The sequence below is a fragment of the Mycobacterium shunyiense genome (assembly GCF_058270035.1).
This window is the reverse complement of the sequence record NZ_JBZDPT010000007.1, coordinates 23588-39049: the sequence shown is the minus strand read 5'-3', so window position 1 is coordinate 39049 and position 15462 is coordinate 23588. Positions and strand designations below refer to the sequence as shown.

Annotated in this window: 16 protein-coding genes; 8 read left to right on the top strand and 8 right to left on the bottom strand. The window is 67.0% G+C overall.

The genetic code is table 11. From position 1 onward, the window contains the following. Window positions 1-27 precede the first annotated feature (27 nt). The 3 genes from AC4ELS_RS06625 to AC4ELS_RS06615 form a co-directional block, all read right to left on the bottom strand. Window positions 28-789 (bottom strand): LamB/YcsF family protein, encoded by a 762-nt coding sequence (locus tag AC4ELS_RS06625; protein WP_448445509.1) that lies wholly within the window; start codon window positions 787-789, stop codon window positions 28-30. 9 nt (window positions 790-798) lie between these two features. Continuing rightward, window positions 799-1458, bottom strand: a complete 660-nt coding sequence (bluB, locus tag AC4ELS_RS06620; RefSeq protein ID WP_064883829.1) for a 5,6-dimethylbenzimidazole synthase — start codon at window positions 1456-1458, stop codon at window positions 799-801. A gap of 68 nt (window positions 1459-1526) precedes the next feature. Further along, a complete protein-coding gene (locus tag AC4ELS_RS06615) occupies window positions 1527-2657 on the bottom strand; it encodes a GTP-binding protein (RefSeq protein WP_064883827.1) in 1131 nt (376 codons plus the stop codon). A 57-nt stretch (window positions 2658-2714) separates the two neighbouring features. Here AC4ELS_RS06615 and AC4ELS_RS06610 point away from each other — a divergent pair, with 57 nt between their 5' ends. From AC4ELS_RS06610 to AC4ELS_RS06595, 4 genes are read left to right on the top strand one after another with little or no spacing between them, the layout of a single operon-like run. After that, on the top strand, window positions 2715-3665 hold the full coding sequence (locus AC4ELS_RS06610; RefSeq protein ID WP_064883825.1) for a metal ABC transporter solute-binding protein, Zn/Mn family: 951 nt from the start codon (window positions 2715-2717) through the stop codon (window positions 3663-3665). Next, the gene (locus AC4ELS_RS06605; RefSeq protein WP_499046483.1) at window positions 3665-4459 is read left to right on the top strand and encodes a metal ABC transporter ATP-binding protein; all 795 of its coding nucleotides are present in this window, start codon (window positions 3665-3667) and stop codon (window positions 4457-4459) included. The genes AC4ELS_RS06610 and AC4ELS_RS06605 overlap by 1 nt, the downstream gene beginning before the upstream one ends. Further along, on the top strand, window positions 4459-5340 hold the full coding sequence (locus AC4ELS_RS06600) for a metal ABC transporter permease (protein ID WP_499046480.1): 882 nt from the start codon (window positions 4459-4461) through the stop codon (window positions 5338-5340). The genes AC4ELS_RS06605 and AC4ELS_RS06600 overlap by 1 nt, the downstream gene beginning before the upstream one ends. A gap of 11 nt (window positions 5341-5351) precedes the next feature. Continuing rightward, a complete protein-coding gene (locus AC4ELS_RS06595) occupies window positions 5352-6452 on the top strand; it encodes an Rv3575c family transcriptional regulator (protein ID WP_448445517.1) in 1101 nt (366 codons plus the stop codon). Between the two features lie 80 nt (window positions 6453-6532). On the opposite strand, the gene otsB is transcribed toward AC4ELS_RS06595, so the two are convergent. Together otsB and kstR are read right to left on the bottom strand one after the other, a co-directional pair. Then, window positions 6533-7276: a trehalose-phosphatase gene (gene otsB / locus AC4ELS_RS06590; RefSeq protein WP_499046478.1), complete on the bottom strand. Its 744-nt coding sequence runs from the start codon at window positions 7274-7276 to the stop codon at window positions 6533-6535. Between the two features lie 3 nt (window positions 7277-7279). Continuing rightward, window positions 7280-7885 (bottom strand): cholesterol catabolism transcriptional regulator KstR, encoded by a 606-nt coding sequence (gene kstR, locus AC4ELS_RS06585; RefSeq protein WP_164480958.1) that lies wholly within the window; start codon window positions 7883-7885, stop codon window positions 7280-7282. A 273-nt stretch (window positions 7886-8158) separates the two neighbouring features. Here kstR and AC4ELS_RS06580 point away from each other — a divergent pair, with 273 nt between their 5' ends. Continuing rightward, window positions 8159-10300 (top strand): acyl-CoA dehydrogenase family protein, encoded by a 2142-nt coding sequence (locus AC4ELS_RS06580; RefSeq protein ID WP_499046476.1) that lies wholly within the window; start codon window positions 8159-8161, stop codon window positions 10298-10300. Window positions 10301-10361: 61 nt separating this feature from the next. Here AC4ELS_RS06580 and AC4ELS_RS06575 read toward each other — a convergent pair whose 3' ends face one another. Then, on the bottom strand, window positions 10362-11027 hold the full coding sequence (locus AC4ELS_RS06575; protein ID WP_499046474.1) for a TetR/AcrR family transcriptional regulator: 666 nt from the start codon (window positions 11025-11027) through the stop codon (window positions 10362-10364). A 60-nt stretch (window positions 11028-11087) separates the two neighbouring features. On the opposite strand from AC4ELS_RS06575, the gene AC4ELS_RS06570 reads away from it, so the two are divergent. Next, window positions 11088-11549 carry an Rv1443c family protein gene (locus tag AC4ELS_RS06570; RefSeq protein WP_499046471.1) on the top strand — a complete coding sequence of 154 codons (462 nt, stop codon included), beginning with the start codon at window positions 11088-11090 and terminating at the stop codon, window positions 11547-11549. A gap of 25 nt (window positions 11550-11574) precedes the next feature. On the opposite strand, the gene AC4ELS_RS06565 is transcribed toward AC4ELS_RS06570, so the two are convergent. Next, window positions 11575-12144, bottom strand: a complete 570-nt coding sequence (locus AC4ELS_RS06565) for a hypothetical protein (RefSeq protein ID WP_498887610.1) — start codon at window positions 12142-12144, stop codon at window positions 11575-11577. A 28-nt stretch (window positions 12145-12172) separates the two neighbouring features. After that, window positions 12173-13231: a 2Fe-2S iron-sulfur cluster-binding protein gene (locus AC4ELS_RS06560; protein WP_499046469.1), complete on the bottom strand. Its 1059-nt coding sequence runs from the start codon at window positions 13229-13231 to the stop codon at window positions 12173-12175. 168 nt (window positions 13232-13399) lie between these two features. Between AC4ELS_RS06560 and hsaA the strand changes: the two genes are divergently transcribed. Together hsaA and hsaD are read left to right on the top strand one after the other, a co-directional pair. Next, complete coding sequence (hsaA, locus tag AC4ELS_RS06555; protein WP_491837668.1) at window positions 13400-14590, top strand: 3-hydroxy-9,10-secoandrosta-1,3,5(10)-triene-9,17-dione monooxygenase oxygenase subunit; 1191 nt, start codon at window positions 13400-13402, stop codon at window positions 14588-14590. Between the two features lie 3 nt (window positions 14591-14593). Next, on the top strand, window positions 14594-15460 hold the full coding sequence (gene hsaD / locus AC4ELS_RS06550) for a 4,5:9,10-diseco-3-hydroxy-5,9,17-trioxoandrosta-1(10),2-diene-4-oate hydrolase (RefSeq protein ID WP_463744015.1): 867 nt from the start codon (window positions 14594-14596) through the stop codon (window positions 15458-15460). Window positions 15461-15462: the final 2 nt, after the last annotated feature.

Genomic DNA, 15462 nt, shown 5'->3' with positions numbered 1-15462 from the left:
ATTACCAATAGTCAGCGGAGTGTCAGGCTAGGTGAAGGGCGACAGCTGAATCCCGCCGGCGAGCAGATGTTCGCGTACTGCTGTGGCGATGTCTACCGCCCCCGGTGAATCGCCATGTACGCAAACCGATTCCACCGTTACCGGGATGACCGATCCGTCCACGGCGGTGGTCTGCCGGGTGGTGACCATGCCCACCACCCGTTCGGCGATCTCCACGGGATCGTGCAGCACGGCTCCAGGTTCGCGGCGTGACACCAGTGTGCCGTCGGGTTGGTAGGCGCGGTCGGCGAACGCCTCGGCAACGGTGCGCAGACCGAGCTTCCCGGCCTCCTCGAAGAACACCGAGCTCGACAGACCCAACACCGGCAGGCCGGCGTCGACGCCGTGCACCGCGGCCGCCACCGCGGCGGCCTGCTCCCGGTGACTGACAATGGTGTTGTACAGCGCGCCATGGGGTTTCACGTAGGCGACGGTGGTCCCTGCCGCACGGGCGATGGCCTGCAGTGCGCCGATCTGGTAGATCACCTCGGCGGTCAGATCCTCGGGTGTGACATCGATGAAGCGTCTGCCGAACCCGGCCAGGTCGCGGTAACTGACCTGGGCTCCGACCCGCACGCCTCTGGCCGCGGCCTGGCGGCAGGTGCGCAGCAACAGCGCCGGGTCGCCGGCGTGGAAACCGCAGGCCACATTGGCACTGGTGACGACCCCGAGCATGGCTTCGTCGTCGCCGAGTTCCCACGCGCCGAAGCCCTCGCCCAGATCGGCATTGAGGTCGACGGATTCAGCCACGCAACCAGCCTAGGACGACGGTGCGTCCGGCCAGCCGTTCTCCGACACGAATTCGGGAAGCGGGCGCCCGACGGTCCAGTGCTCGATCTCCAGCACCGGCCGGTCCGGGAACTCGGGCACCGGGCCCAGGCACAGGATCGCGACCGGTTCGGCGTCATCGGGCATGCCCATCAGTTCCGCAAGCGGCAGCGGCTGGAAAATCGACACCCACCCCATGCCGAGACCTTCGGCGCGGGCGGCCAGCCACATGTTCTGGATCGCGCACGACACCGACGCCAGGTCCATCTGAGGCAGCGTGCGGCGGCCGAAGATGTGCCGGTCTCGGTTCTCGCCGAGGGCGACGACGAACAGTTCGGCGCAGTCGAGGATGCCCTCTACTTTCAGTGCCAGGAACTCGTCGCCGCGTGAGCCGAGAGCGTCCGCAGTGTTGACCCGTTCCTCGTCGACCAGTGAGTGGATCTTTCTGCGCAAGGCGTCGTCGGTGATCCGGATGAACCGCCAGGGCTGCATCAGACCCACGCTCGGTGCTGCGTGAGCGGCCTGCAACAACCGGCCGAGGACCTCGGGCGCGACGGCGCTGCCGGGTACGAACTGGCGCATGTCGCGCCGTTCGGTGATGGCCCGGTAGACGGCGCGGCGCTCGTCGGGGCTGAAGGCGTGCTCGGACACGAATCGAGCTTAGGCGTGCGGTGGAGAAGGTCGACGACGTCCTCGTCCCCAAACGGGGCGCAGGCTGCTCAGTGCGAGTGGGTGACGCTCCAGGCCGGTAGCGGATCGGGATAGCCGACCCAGGCCTGCTGCCCCTCGGCCAGTTCGGCGTCGGTCAGCAGGGCGCCGTCGAGTAGCCGGCGGACCATGTCCCGGTCGAGCTTGATTCCGATGAACACGATCTCCTGACCCGGCGCGATCTCGGTGCCCGACCAGTACTGCGCCGGTTCGATCGCCAGGTTGGGGCCGGCTTGCGACCAGATGGCGGCGATCGTCGGACGGCTCGCGATCCAGCAGAATCCCTTGCTGCGCAAGACCCTTGTCACCTGACCGAGCGCGTCGCCGAGGCGCTGGGGATGAAACGGCCGATCGGAGCGGAAGGTCATCGAGCTGATGCCGTACTCCTCGGTTTCGGGCGTGTGTCCGTCGGCGATCTCCTCATCCCAGCCCGGCGTCTGGGCGGCCGCCTCGGGATCGAACAGCCCGGTGCCGAGTACTTCGCCGATGTCGACGATGCCGTGGTCGGTCCGGATCAGCTTGGCGGTCGGATTGAGTCTGCGCAGCAGCGTGTGGACGGTGTCGAGGATCGCCGGGCTCACCAGGTCGGTTTTGTTGAGCAGGATGACGTCGGCGAACTCCACCTGATCGGTGAGAAGGTCGGAGATGCTGCGGGCATCGCCCTCGCCGGCGGACAGGTCCCGGTCGGCCAGGCCCTCCCCGCGAACGATCTCGGTCAGGAACGTGGACGCGTCGACCACCGTCACCAGGGTGTCCAGCCGGGCGAGTTCGCCGAGTCGGAAGCCATCCTCGAATTCCCAGCTGAAGGTGGCGGCCACGGGCATGGGTTCGGAGATCCCGGTTGATTCGATGACGAGCTGGTCGAAGCGGTTCTGGCGGGCCAGCGCGCCAACCGCCTCGACCAGGTCTTCGCGCAGCGTGCAGCAGATGCAGCCGTTTGTCAGCTCGACGAGCTTCTCTTCGGTGCGGTCGAGGTGTCCCTGTCCGGCGATGAGGGCGGCATCGATGTTGACCTCGCTCATGTCGTTGACGATCACCGCGACGCGTCTGCCCTCACGGTTGGCCAGGATGTGGTTGAGCAGCGTGGTCTTCCCGGCGCCGAGAAAGCCGGACAGGACGGTGACGGGCAGCAGGTCGGACATCGGACTCCTTAATGAAAACGATTTTCAATAAATCATCATCCGGGCGTGCATCGGCTAATGCAAACGGTTATCGTTATCGCCGTGCTCCCGCCCCTGAATCTCCGCGCCGTGGCCGCCGCGTTGTTGCTGGCCACACCGTTCGCCCTCGCCGCCTGCGGCTCAGAAGAAACCCAGCAACCCGAGGCCGGTGGGAACTGCGTGACCACGCCGGTCAACGTGGTCGTCAGCGTCGACCAGTGGGGCGACATCGTGTCCGCCCTGGGGGGCGACTGCGCCAAGGTGACCACCGTGGTGGCCGGCTCGTCGGTCGATCCCCACGACTTCGAACCCGCGCCCGCGGACGCGGCCAAGTTCCAGGGCGCCCAACTGGTCGTCATCAACGGTGGCCACTACGACGAGTGGGCGACCAAGCTCGCCCAGAGCACGGCACCGGATGCCATCGTGCTGCGCGCCGTCGGTGAGTCCGACGATCCCTCGGCCAACCCGCACGCCTGGTACGACCCGGTCGCGGTGACCGGCGTGGCCGATGCGGTGACCGAGGAACTGAGCCAAATGGCTCCGGACGCAAAGGATTACTTCGCGCAGCGCCGCGCCGAGTTCACGACCTCGATGCAGCCCTACCAACAACTGATCACCGATATCAAGACCAAGGCGCCCGGTAAGCGCTATGCCGCCACCGAAACCGTGTTCGACGACATGGCAGCCGCGGTCGGCCTGGTCAATCAGACACCCGCTGGCTATCAGGCCGCGTCGTCCAACGACACCGAACCGTCACCGGCCGATCTGGACGCGTTCCTGCGACTGCTCGCCGATCACGGCGCCGATGTGCTGATCTACAACACCCAGACCGAGGGCTCGCTGCCCCAGCAGATCCGGGCAGCCGCCGAGAGCGCCGGAATTCCGGTCGTCGATGTCACCGAAACGGTGGCGCCGGGAACGGATTCGTTCGAGGCTTGGCAGGTGAACCAATTGACCGCGCTCGCCAAGGCGCTCGGAGTGCAGGCCTAGTGCCACCCGAAACAGCCGACCCTGATACCGCCAACCCGCCCGCGCTGGTCTTCGACGACGTCAGTGCCGTGCGTGGGGGCCGGCTGATCTGGTCGGAGGGCACCTTCGAGATCCCGACCGGTGGCATCGTGGCGTTGATCGGGTCCAACGGATCGGGCAAGTCCACGATGCTGCAGGTCATCCTGGGCCTGTTGCCGGCCGCCTCGGGTTCGGTGCGGGTGCTCGGCGGCGCGCCGGGTGAACACAACGACCTCATCGGTTACGTCCCTCAGGATTACGCGGCAGGCGCGGGGGAGGCCATCCGGGCCCGTGGTGCGGTGACCCTCGGGCTCACCGGCCGGCGTTGGGGTTTCACCCGCACCTCGGCCGCCGACCGCAATCGGGTCGACGAGGCCCTGGAGTGGGTCGAGGCCACCGGGTTCGCGACCATGCGGCTGTCCGAGCTGTCGGGCGGGCAAAGGCAGCGCATCGCACTGGCCAACGCCCTTGTCGGACATCCGAAGATGTTGATCCTCGATGAGCCGTTGGCCGCCCTCGACCTGCGCAACCAACACGAGATCGTGCAGTTGCTGGCCAAGCTCAACCAAGACCTCGGTGTGACGATTCTCGTTGTCGCCCATGACCTCAACCCGCTGCTCAGCGTGCTCGACAGCGCGATATATCTGCTCGACGGGCACGCGCACCACGCCGCCATCGACCAGGTGGTGGACGCCGACCTGCTGACCCACCTCTACGGAACGCAGGTGCAGGTGGCCCACACCCCGCTGGGGCAGATGTACATGAGGAGCGTGTGATGTCGGCGGGTCTGCTGGGGCAGGGCACCTTCGCCCAAAGCACTCTGGCACTGGGCTATCAGCACAACTGGTGGCAGATCCTGACGTCAGCGTTCATGCGCAATGCGCTGATCGGCGGCACCTTGGTGGCGTTGGCCGCCGGGCTGATCGGCTATTTCGTCATCGTGCGCAATACCGCGTTCGCTGCCCATGCGCTGGCGCACATCGGTCTGCCGGGTGCCACCGGTGCGGCGTTGCTCGGCCTTCCGGTGGGCCTGGGGCTGGGGGCCTTCTGTGTCGGCGGGGCCCTGGTGATCGGGGCGCTGGGCAAGCGGGCCCACGACCGCGAGGTGGCCACCGGCACGGTGCTGGCCCTGGCCACCGGCTTCGGCCTGTTCTTCAATTCGTTGGCCACCAAGAACTCGTCGACGCTGACCAACGTGTTGTTCGGCAATCTGCTGGCCATCACCCACCAGCAGCTGCTGATGTTCACCGCGCTGTTGGTGGTGCTGGCGGCCGCGGTCGTAATCGTTTTCCGCCCACTGCTGTTCGCGTCGGTCAACGCCCAGGTGGCCGAGGCGAAAGGGGTGCCGGTCCGCGCGTTGTCGGTGCTGTTCATGGTTCTGCTCGGCATCGCGGTGACGATGGCCGTGCTGGCCGTCGGCACGCTGCTGCTGTTCGCACTCGTGGTCACTCCGGCGGCGACGGCAATCATGGTGACGGCCCGACCGGTCCTCGCGATGACCATCTCGACCGTGATCAGCGTGGTCTCGGTATGGGCGGGGCTCGCCGTGTCGGCAATCTTCAACATGCCGCCGAGCTTCGTCATCGTCACGATCGCGTGTGGCATCTGGCTGGCGGTGTGGACGGTTGATCGGGTGAGGAATTCGTCTATCGGCTAGCCTCAGAAAGCATGCCAAGGAGTCCCCACCCGCCGCGGCGGGCCACTCTGGCTTCGTTGGCCGCCGAACTGAAGGTTTCGCGCACCACGATCTCCAACGCCTACAACCGTCCCGACCAGTTGTCCGCCGAGCTTCGCGATCGGATCTTCGATGCGGCCAAGCGGCTGGGCTATGCCGGACCGGATCCGGTGGCCCGTTCCCTGCGCACCCGTAAGGCCGGGGCGGTGGGGCTGATCATCACCGAGCCGCTCAACTATTCGTTCAGTGATCCCGCTGCGCTCGATTTCGTTGCGGGGCTTGCCGAATCCTGCGAGGCGGCGGGTCAGGGGCTGTTATTGGTGGCCATCGGGCCGAACCGCAGTTTCGAGGATGGCTCGGCGGCGGTGCTCGCGGCGGGCGTCGACGGATTCGTGGTGTACTCGGCCTCCGACGATGATCCGTATCTGTCGGTGGTGCGTCAGCGGCAGTTGCCGGTCGTGGTGGTGGATCAGCCCAAGGACGTTCCCGGGGTGTCGCGGGTCAGCATCGACGATCGCGGCGGGATGCGGCGGCTTACCGAGCATGTGCTGGAGCTGGGCCACCAACACATCGGCCTGCTGACCATGCGGTTGGGCCGGGACTGGCCGCACGAGAGCATGAAACCCGCACTGGCAGATCCGGATCGGGTATTGTCCCCGCATTTTCATGTGCAGCGCGAACGGATTCACGGCGTGTACGACGCGATGACGGCTGCCGGCCTGGCGCCGGACACGCTGACGGTGGTGGAGAGCTACGACCATCTACCGACGTCCGGCGGAGCGGCCGCCGAGGCGGCGCTGGAGGCCAATCCCCGCATCACTGCGCTGATGTGCACCGCCGACGTACTGGCCTTGTCGGCCATGGATTATCTGCGTTCCCGTGGCATCTACGTGCCGGGGCAGATGACGGTCACGGGATTCGACGGGGTGCCGGAGGCGTTGCGGCGCGGCCTGTCCACGGTGGTGCAGTCCAGTATGGCCAAGGGCCGGCGGGCCGGTGAGTTGCTGCACAATCCGCCGCGGGACGGGCTGCCGGTGATCGACGTGCTCGAGACCGAGGTGGTGCGGGGCCGGACATCGGGGCCGCCGGCCTAGTCTGCTTCGCCCCATTCCGCCGAAACGGCATTCCGGCAGGTGGTCACTCGCACTTTTCCTGCTGGAATGCCATTTCGGCGTCAGCGGCGCGCGTCGAGTAGGTACTTCAGTGCTGCCCCAACATCTTCGGGCTCGTCGACCCGGTAGGTGGCCAAGGTCTCGCCGGGTCCGACCTTGACGCCGACGTCGCCGTCGCGCAACCGGCGGAACGCCTTCTCGTCGGTGACGTCGTCGCCGAAGTAGATCACCACCGACGCTTCATGCTGGTCGCGCAGGATGTCGATCGCTTCGCCCTTGTCGGTGGTGATCACGGCGAACTCGAGGACGGCCTTGCCCTCGGTCAACTCGGCATCCCAGGCCTTTGACGCCGCATGAGCCTGCAGCAGCGCGGAGTCGGCGTCGGCGGGTTCGGCGTTACGCACATGTAGTGCGACGCTGGCCGGTTTGAGTTCGACGGTCACCCCGGGCCGGCTGGCCGCAATCGCCTGCAGCTCACCGGCGATCGTGTCGAGGAGGGCGCGATCGATGGGGTGGGTGAATCCGGAGTCGAATTCGGCGCCGTGGCTGCCGACCAGGTGCACCGCCGCGGGCATACCCGACAGGTCCCGCAGCACCTCGAGGGCCCGTCCGGAGATCAGGGCGGTGGAGATGCCGGGAAGTTCGGAGAGGGCGACAAGTGCCTTGGCGGCGTCACGCAGTGGGCGCGCGTCGGCCGGGTTGTTGACGATCGGGGCCAGGGTGCCGTCGAAATCAGAGGTGATCAGGAGCCGGTCGACGCGGGCCGCGGCCGTCAGAGCTTGGGTCAGGTCAGCGGGAAGGCTCACCCGCTAGATCTTAGGTTTGTCCTCGGCGCCGATGAGCAACCGGACAGCCAGGTCGAGTCGCTTGCTGACGTCGGTGGCCGAGGCACGGCGGGTCAGCCAGGCCAGCAGGTTCGACAGCCACACGTCGGAGATGACCCGGGCGATGTGGTACTGGTCCTCGGTCGGCTCGCCGTCGCTCATCGCGCGGGCGAACATCGAGTCCATCAGCTTGCCGACATGGTCGACCTCGCCCGCGGCCGAGGCGTCGGCGAAGACGAAGGCCCGCGTCATGGCCTCGGTGAGCAGCGGGTTGCGCTGCATCGCGCGGTTCAGCTTGCCGACCATGAAGCTCAGCCGCTGGTAGGGGGTGCCGCCGGCCAGTGCGGCACGGTCGGTCTTGGCGTCGATGCGCTCGAACTCCCGGCCGAGGGCCGATACCAGCAGGTGGACCTTGGACGGGAAGTAGCGGTAGAGCGTGCCGACGGCGACATCGGCCCGTTCGGCCACGGCACGCATCTGGACGGCCTCGTAGCCGCCCTTGGAGGCGATGGCCAGCGTCGCATCCAGGATGCGCTTGCGGCGCTCCCGCTGAGCTTCGGAGCCGAGTTCGGATTCGGCGAGGACTGCCACGTTCATAACCTCACGCGGCCGGGTGTCAGACCCGGACGATTCGCTGCCTGTCTTCTGTGGTGCGCTGGACATGCGGTGTGTGGCCCCCTCTCGTCGCGTGCCCCGTCGAAAACGATACGCACGGCGATCTCCTTCTACACACCTCCGCGCCGTTAAACACACGGACGTGTCCTGCTGTGATGCGGGTCGACTTGACGGTCGAACACTGTCACCATTAGAACACGTTCTAGTGAGAAGCACGGACTTCTCGCGCTAGGGGCTAGGAGGTCCACCATGTCCGGCGCGTCTGCCACCATCACCGACGAGCAGTTTGCCGCCCGTGACCTGGTGCGTAGCTGGGCGGCCGCAGCTGCTACAGCTACCGCCGTCCGCGAGGCTGAACATGATGCCGATGCCTGGCGCGGGCCGTTTCAGGGTCTCGCCGAACTAGGGATCTTCAGCGTGGCGGTCGCCGAGGAACAGGGCGGCGCCGGCGGCACGGTCGAGGATCTGTGCGCGATGGTCGACGAGGCCGCGGCCGCGCTGGTGCCCGGCCCGGTGGCCACCACGGCCCTGGCCACCCTGGTCGTCACCGATGAGGCAGTGCTGGAGGCGCTGGTATCGGGTGAGCGCACGGCCGGTGCGGCCCTGGATGCGGACCTGACGCTGTCCGGCGACCTCGAAAACGGAACCGTGTCCGGCACCGCCGAGTTTGTCCTCGGCGCGGACGCCGCCGGGGTGTTGCTGCTGCCCGCCGGGGACCGCGTTGTGCTGGTCGACGCGGGTGCTGCCGGTGTGAGCGTCGAACTGCTCACCGCCACCGACTTCTCGCTGCCGCTGGCCCGGGTCGTGCTGGACTCGGCGCCCGCGCAGGTGCTCGATGTCTCGCGGCAGCGGTTCTCCGACATCACCGCGGCTGTCCTGGCCGCCGAAGCCGCCGGGTTGGCGCGGTGGACCCTGCAGACCGCCACCGAGTACGCGAAGGTGCGCGAGCAGTTCGGCAAGCCGATCGGCAGCTTCCAAGCCGTCAAGCACATGTGTGCCGAGATGCTGTTGCGCTCGGAGCAGATCTCGGTTTCTGCCGCCGACGCGGCGCGTGCGGTCTCGGAGGCCGATGACTCCCAGCTGTCGATCGCCGCTGCGGTGGCGGCGGCTGCCGGTATCGACGCGGCCGAGGCCAACGCCAAGGACTGCATCCAGGTGCTCGGCGGTATCGGCATCACCTGGGAGCACGAGGCGCATCTGTATCTGCGTCGCGCATATGGGATTTCGCACGCGCTCGGTGGTCGGCGCCGGTGGATCCGCCGGGTCTCGGCACTGACCCAGCAGGGTGTGCGTCGTGAACTCCGGATCGATCTGGAGTCGGTGGCCGGCCTGCGCCCCGAGATCAGCGCCGCGGTGTCCGAGGTGGCCGCGCTGCCGGTGGAAAAGCGTCAGGTGGCCCTGGCCGAGTCCGGCCTGCTCGCCCCGCACTGGCCACGTCCCTACGGCCGCAACGCATCTCCGGCCGAGCAGCTGCTCATCGACCAGGAACTCGCTGCGGCAGAGGTGGAGCGCCCGGATCTGGTGATCGGCTGGTGGGCGGTGCCGACCATCCTGGAGCACGGCAGCCCCGAGCAGATCGACCAGTTCGTGCCGGCCACGCTGCGCGGCGACCTGGCCTGGTGCCAGCTGTTCTCCGAGCCCGGCGCCGGCTCCGACCTGGCCGCACTGCGTATGAAAGCTGTTCGCGCAGAAGGTCCCAACGGTGAGCCGGGCTGGAAGCTGACCGGTCAGAAGGTGTGGACCTCGGCGGCGCAGAAAGCGCACTGGGGCGTGTGCCTGGCACGCACTGACGCCGACGCTCCGAAACACAAAGGCATCACCTACTTCCTGATCGACATGAAGACGCCGGGCATCGTGATCCGCCCGCTGCGCGAGATCACCGGTGACGAGCTGTTCAACGAGGTCTTCTTCGACGACGTGTTCGTGCCCGACGAGATGGTCGTCGGCACCGTCAACGACGGCTGGCGGCTGGCCCGCACCACCCTGGCCAACGAGCGCGTGGCGATGGCCGGCGGCACGGCACTGGGTAATCCGATGGAAGAGCTGCTGCGCACGCTTGGCGCGCAGCCCGACGTGGATCCGGCCGACCTGGACCGCCTCGGCGGGTTGATCCTGACGGCCCAGGTGGGTTCACTGCTGGACCAGCGGATCGCGCAGTTGGCGGTCAGCGGCCAGGACACCGGCGCGCAGGCCAGCGCCCGCAAGCTGATCGGCGTGCGTTACCGGCAGACACTGGCCGAGTTCCGCCTGGAACTGTCCGACGGCGGCGGTGCGGTGCGTAACCGCGAGGTGCACGACTTCCTCAACACGCGCTGCCTGACCATCGCCGGCGGCACCGAGCAGATCCTGCTGACCGTCGCCGGTGAGCGCTTGCTCGGCCTGCCGCGCTAGGACTTTCTCCGCCGAGCAGTCCCCCGCAAGCGGGAGGGGCCCCCAGCAAAATCGCACAAATTCAAGGGTTTTGGTGCGACTTTGCGTCTGCTCGCGAAGGTGAGGGGCCGTTGGGGTTCCGCAGGTACCCCGCCAGCATCGTGACGATGCCGTCCTCGAGCTGTTCGGCGTCGGCGGGTTTGTCGCACGCCAACAGCCGGTGTGTGAGCGACTCGACGGTCGCGACCACCATGCGCGCCGCAAACCCGGTGTCGGCCACCGCAACGTCAGAGTGGCTGTCCAGCAAGGCTTTTGCCGTGCCGACGGCATCCTCTTCGGCGCGGTGCAGCCGGTCCAGCAGAGCCGGTGAGCGAGGAGCTTCCTCGAACAGCACGCGGTGCAGACGGGTGTCGTCGCGGTGGTTGTCGATGGTCGCCCGGACGAACAAGCGCAGGAGGTCTTCGAGTGATTCGGGCAGGCCTGAGGCAGTGCGCTCGCGCAGCAGCGCCGTACCGGCGTCGACGTGTGCGTCGGTGAGCGCCGACAGGATCGCGTCCTTGTTCGGGAAGTACTGATACAGCGAGCCGATCGACAGATCCGCTGCGTCGGCGATGCGGTTGGTGGTGCCCGCGGCATACCCGTACTCGGCGAAAACGCGAGCCGCCGCCTCGAGGATGGCCTGTCGGGTCTGCACGGCGCGCTGCTGTCTGGGCTGCTTACGGGCCCGAAATCGGTCGGTAGGGGTCATTGTCGCCTCCGCACGAAAAGCGAGTAGTCAGGCGTCGCGCTGCTCTCGAAAATTGGTGACATGCAGCGCATCCATGTTGAGACGATTCTTCCTGCCGACACGGAACGAGTGTGGCAGGCCATGCAGCAGGTCCCGACGTTTCTCTATGTCTGCCGCGGCTTGTTCGGCGTGCCCGCCCTGGCCGGACGCACCGAACCGTTCCGGGCCGGGGACCAGGGCACCGGATGGCTGTTCGCCTTCCACGTGATCCCGGCCTACCGGCACACCATCGAGGTTCTCGACGTCGACGACACCACCCGCACCATCCGCACCCACGAGTACGGCGGCATGCTGCGTTCCTGGGATCACACCCTGCACGTCGAACCCGTCACCGATCGGTCGTGCCGCTACAGCGACACCGTCGAGATCGACGCCGGCCGAATGACTTCCCTGGTGGTCGCGGTTGCCCACGGGATCTACGCCTACCGGCACCGCCGGTGGCGCAGGCTCGTGGACAAACACATGGCTGTAGACGACGCCTGAGCGCCAATCCAGAAGGGGCGCGCGGTCAGAACCCGGTCGTGGCGCAGGCGCTCGGCGTGGTGAGGTTCACCCCGCCCCAGGTCACGTGGATGTCCGAGCAGATGATGAAGTTGTCCGCGGTGTTCGGCTGGCCGGTCTGCCACTTGGTGGGAGTCGACACGCCGTCGATGGTGAAGCGTTCGATCGGCCCGCCACCGAAGTACGTCGCCGAGATCTCGACCTTGTTGACCGACCGGTACAACTTCGACAGCACGTTGTCGTGGTTGGAGCCCTTGATCTCCCGGGGCATCCCGGCCGGGGCGCTGTAGGAGGCTTCCTGCCAGGTGTCTTTGTTGGAACTACGCAGGGTGATGGTCTGACGCGCCCAAGCGTCGCCGGGGAACCCGATCGGCCCATCCGGGGTCAGCAGGTTCGCCGACGTCCGGAAGTTGCATGTGGTGCCGGCGCAGTCCGCGCTGACGTGCATCTCGATCGTGCCCTGGGGGCTCGGGATCGAGCTGACGGCCGAATTGGAGGCGGCCGTGGCCGACCCGGGAAACGCCAGCGCAGCCGCGGTCAGCACTGCTGCCGTGCTCGCTGCGGAAAGCCTGTTGATCGTCATCGTCAAGAAAGGTATCCGCTCGTTACTCGTCGTAGGTGACTTCGACCGAATCCGACACCGGTGTGGCCTGGCAACCCAGGATCAGGCCCTCTTCCAGATCGGATGGTTCGAGTACGTCGTTGATCTTCATCTCGACGTCCCCGGACTTCTTGAGCACGGCGCAGGCACCGCAGTGGCCTTCGCGGCAGGAGAACGGTGCGTCCAATCCCTTGTCCAGCAGGACGTCGAGGAGCGTGGCCGACCGTGGCCAACGGACCTCGTGGGTGGTGCCGTCCAGGGTGACGACCGCGGTGGCCGGCTCTTGGTCGCCCTCTTCTTCCTCGATGACGACCGCGGCGAACGGGTCGGAGTCGAGCGACTTGAACACCTCGATGTGGATGCGCTCGTCGGCGGCGCCGGCCTGCTGCAGCGCCTGCTCGGCTGCTGCCATGAACGGTCCGGGCCCGCAGATAAAGGCCTCGCGCGCCGAATACGGGGCGACGAGTGTGGCGAGTGCGGCCGGGCTGGGCAGGCCCTGCACGGTCTCCAGCCAGTGCACGACGGTGAACCGGTCGGGGTACTTGGCCGCCAGTTCGCGCAGGGTGGCACCGAAGATGACGGAGTTCTCGTCGCGGTTGGCATAGACCAGGACGACGTTGCCGGTGCCCTCGGCGAGTGCCGACTTGCAGATCGCCATCATCGGGGTGATGCCGCTGCCCGCGGCCAGCAGCAGGAAGTCGGTGTCGAGATTCTTGGGCACGAAGGTGCCCGACGGGGCCAGCACGTGCATCTTCATGCCAGCATGTGCGTTGTCGCACAGCCAGTTCGAGGCGTAACCGTCGACGGTTCGCTTGACCGTGACGGTCAGCTGGTCGTCCGTCACCGGCGAGCTGGACAGTGAATAACAGCGGGCCACCGAGCCGGTGCGATCGCTCGGCACCCGCAGGGTCAGGAACTGGCCCGGGGCATAGCGCAGCCGGTCGGCGGGAATCTCTGAGCCCTCGGGCACGGAGAACACGAGAGACCGGGCGTCGGCCGTCTCCTCGATGACTGCACTCACCTGCAGTTCGAGCACATGGCTGCCCAGTGGCTCATCAGTCACGGCTGGACCCTCTCTTCACTCATAACTAGAACATGTTACAAAAACGTACTTGCCCTGGTCCAGCCCACCATTGCCAGGCGCTACTCGACACAAATCGTAACGTGTTCTAATCTCAGTCTAAGCGGTCAGCTCGCGCTTATCGCAGTCCGAATCTTGGGAGGCATTTCCGTGACATCCATTGAACAGCGTGACGTGCAGGCAGTGCTGGCCGGCATCGATGAACTGCTGCCGACGCTGCGTGAGCGCGCTCAGGAGACCGAGGATCTGCGCAAGCTGCCCGACGCGAACGTGAAGGCGCTGGAGGACATCGGTTTCTTCAAGCTGCTGCAGCCCGAGCAGTGGGGCGGCCTGCAGTGCGACCCGACCGTGTTCTACGAGGCGGTCCGGCGCCTGGCCAGCGCGTGCGGTTCCACCGGCTGGGTGGCCGGCATCATCGGTGTGCACAACTGGCACCTGGCGCTGTTCGATCAGCAGGCTCAGGAAGACGTCTGGGGCGAGGACACCTCGGTCCGGATCTCCTCGTCCTACGCCCCGATGGGTGCCGGTGTGGTGACCGAGACCGGTGACGGCTATCTCGTCAACGGTGCTTGGAACTGGTCCTCGGGCTGCGATCACGCCAGCTGGGCCTTCCTCGGCGGCCCGGTCATCAAGGACGGCCGGCCGGTCGATTTCGGCAGCTTCCTGATCCCGCGTACCGACTACCAGATCGACGACGTCTGGAACGTCGTCGGCCTGCGCGGTACCGGCAGCAACACCGTCGTGGTCAAGGACGTGTTCGTGCCCAAGCACCGCTTCCTGTCCTACAAGGCGATGAACGACGGCACCGCCGGCGGCTATCAGACCAACACCGCTCCCGTGTACAAGATGCCGTGGGGCACAATCCATCCCACCACCATCTCGGCACCCATCGTCGGTATGGCCTACGGCGCCTACGACGCCCACGTCGAGCACCAGGGCAAGCGCGTCCGCGCCGCCTTCGCCGGTGAGAAGGCCAAGGACGATCCGTTCGCCAAGATCCGCATCGCCGAGGCCGCCAGCGACATCGACGCCGCCTGGCGTCAGCTGTCGGGCAACGTCGCCGACGAGTACGCCCTGCTGGTCGCCGGCGAGGAGATCCCGTTCGAGCTGCGGGCCCGGGCGCGGCGCGATCAGGTGCGTGCCACCGGCCGCGCGATCGCCTCGATCGACCGGCTCTTCGAGGCCTCGGGTGCCACCGCACTGTCCAATGACGCTCCGGTGCAGCGGTTCTGGCGTGACGCGCACGCCGGCCGGGTGCACGCGGCCAACGATCCCGAGCGCGCCTACCTGATCTTCGGCAACAACGAGTTCGGCCTGCCCCCGGCCGACACGATGGTCTGATACATGACTGCCACCCAAGAGATCACCTTCGAATCCACCTCGCGCTACGCCCAGGTCAGAGATGACATGCGGCTGCACTACCACGAGGCGGGTGACCCGAATGCCCAGACCATCGTGCTCTTGCACGGCGGTGGCCCCGGCGCCTCGAGCTGGTCGAACTTCGGCCGCAACATCGCGGTGCTGGCCGAGCACTACCACGTGATCGCGGTCGATCAGCCCGGTTACGGGCACTCGGACAAGCACACCGAGCACGAGCAGTACAACCGCTACAGCGCCAAGGCGCTGCTCGGGCTGTTCGACCACCTCGGTCTGCAGGGCCGGATCCCGCTGCTGGGCAACTCGCTCGGCGGCGGCACCGCGGTGCGGTTCGCGCTGGACTACCCGGACCGGGCGGGCAAGCTCATCCTGATGGGCCCGGGCGGCCTGAGCGTCAACCTGTTCGCGCCCGATCCGACCGAGGGCGTCAAGGCCCTGGCGAAGTTCAACTTCGAACCGACGCGCGAGAACCTCGAGGCCTTCATCCGGATCATGGTGTTCGACCAGAAGCTGGTCACCCCGGAACTGGTCGACGAGCGGTTCGCGATCGCCAGCACCCCCGAGTCTCTGGCGGCCACCCGCGCGATGGGTAAGTCGTTCGCGGGTGCGGATTTCGAGCTCGGCATGATGTGGCGCGAGGTGTACAAGTTGCGCCAGCCGGTGCTGCTGATCTGGGGCCGCGAGGACCGGGTCAACCCGCTCGACGGCGCGCTGGTCGCGCTCAAGCAGATTCCGCGGGTACAGCTGCACGTCTTCGGGCAGTGTGGACACTGGGCTCAGGTCGAGAAGTTCGACGAGTTCAACAAACTCACCATCGATTTCCTTGGGGGTTAGCA

Bases quoted from the DNA above. Each gene is read 5' to 3' on its own strand.
- AC4ELS_RS06615 (WP_064883827.1), bottom strand. From the start codon at position 2,657: ATGTCCGACCTGCTGCCCGTCACCGTCCTGTCCGGCTTTCTCGGCGCC.
- AC4ELS_RS06610 (WP_064883825.1), top strand. From the start codon at position 2,715: ATGCAAACGGTTATCGTTATCGCCGTGCTCCCGCCCCTGAATCTCCGC.
- AC4ELS_RS06600 (WP_499046480.1), top strand. From the start codon at position 4,459: ATGTCGGCGGGTCTGCTGGGGCAGGGCACCTTCGCCCAAAGCACTCTG.
- AC4ELS_RS06595 (WP_448445517.1), top strand. From the start codon at position 5,352: ATGCCAAGGAGTCCCCACCCGCCGCGGCGGGCCACTCTGGCTTCGTTG.
- AC4ELS_RS06580 (WP_499046476.1), top strand. From the start codon at position 8,159: ATGTCCGGCGCGTCTGCCACCATCACCGACGAGCAGTTTGCCGCCCGT.
- AC4ELS_RS06575 (WP_499046474.1), bottom strand. From the start codon at position 11,027: ATGACCCCTACCGACCGATTTCGGGCCCGTAAGCAGCCCAGACAGCAG.
- AC4ELS_RS06570 (WP_499046471.1), top strand. From the start codon at position 11,088: ATGCAGCGCATCCATGTTGAGACGATTCTTCCTGCCGACACGGAACGA.
- hsaD (WP_463744015.1), top strand. From the start codon at position 14,594: ATGACTGCCACCCAAGAGATCACCTTCGAATCCACCTCGCGCTACGCC.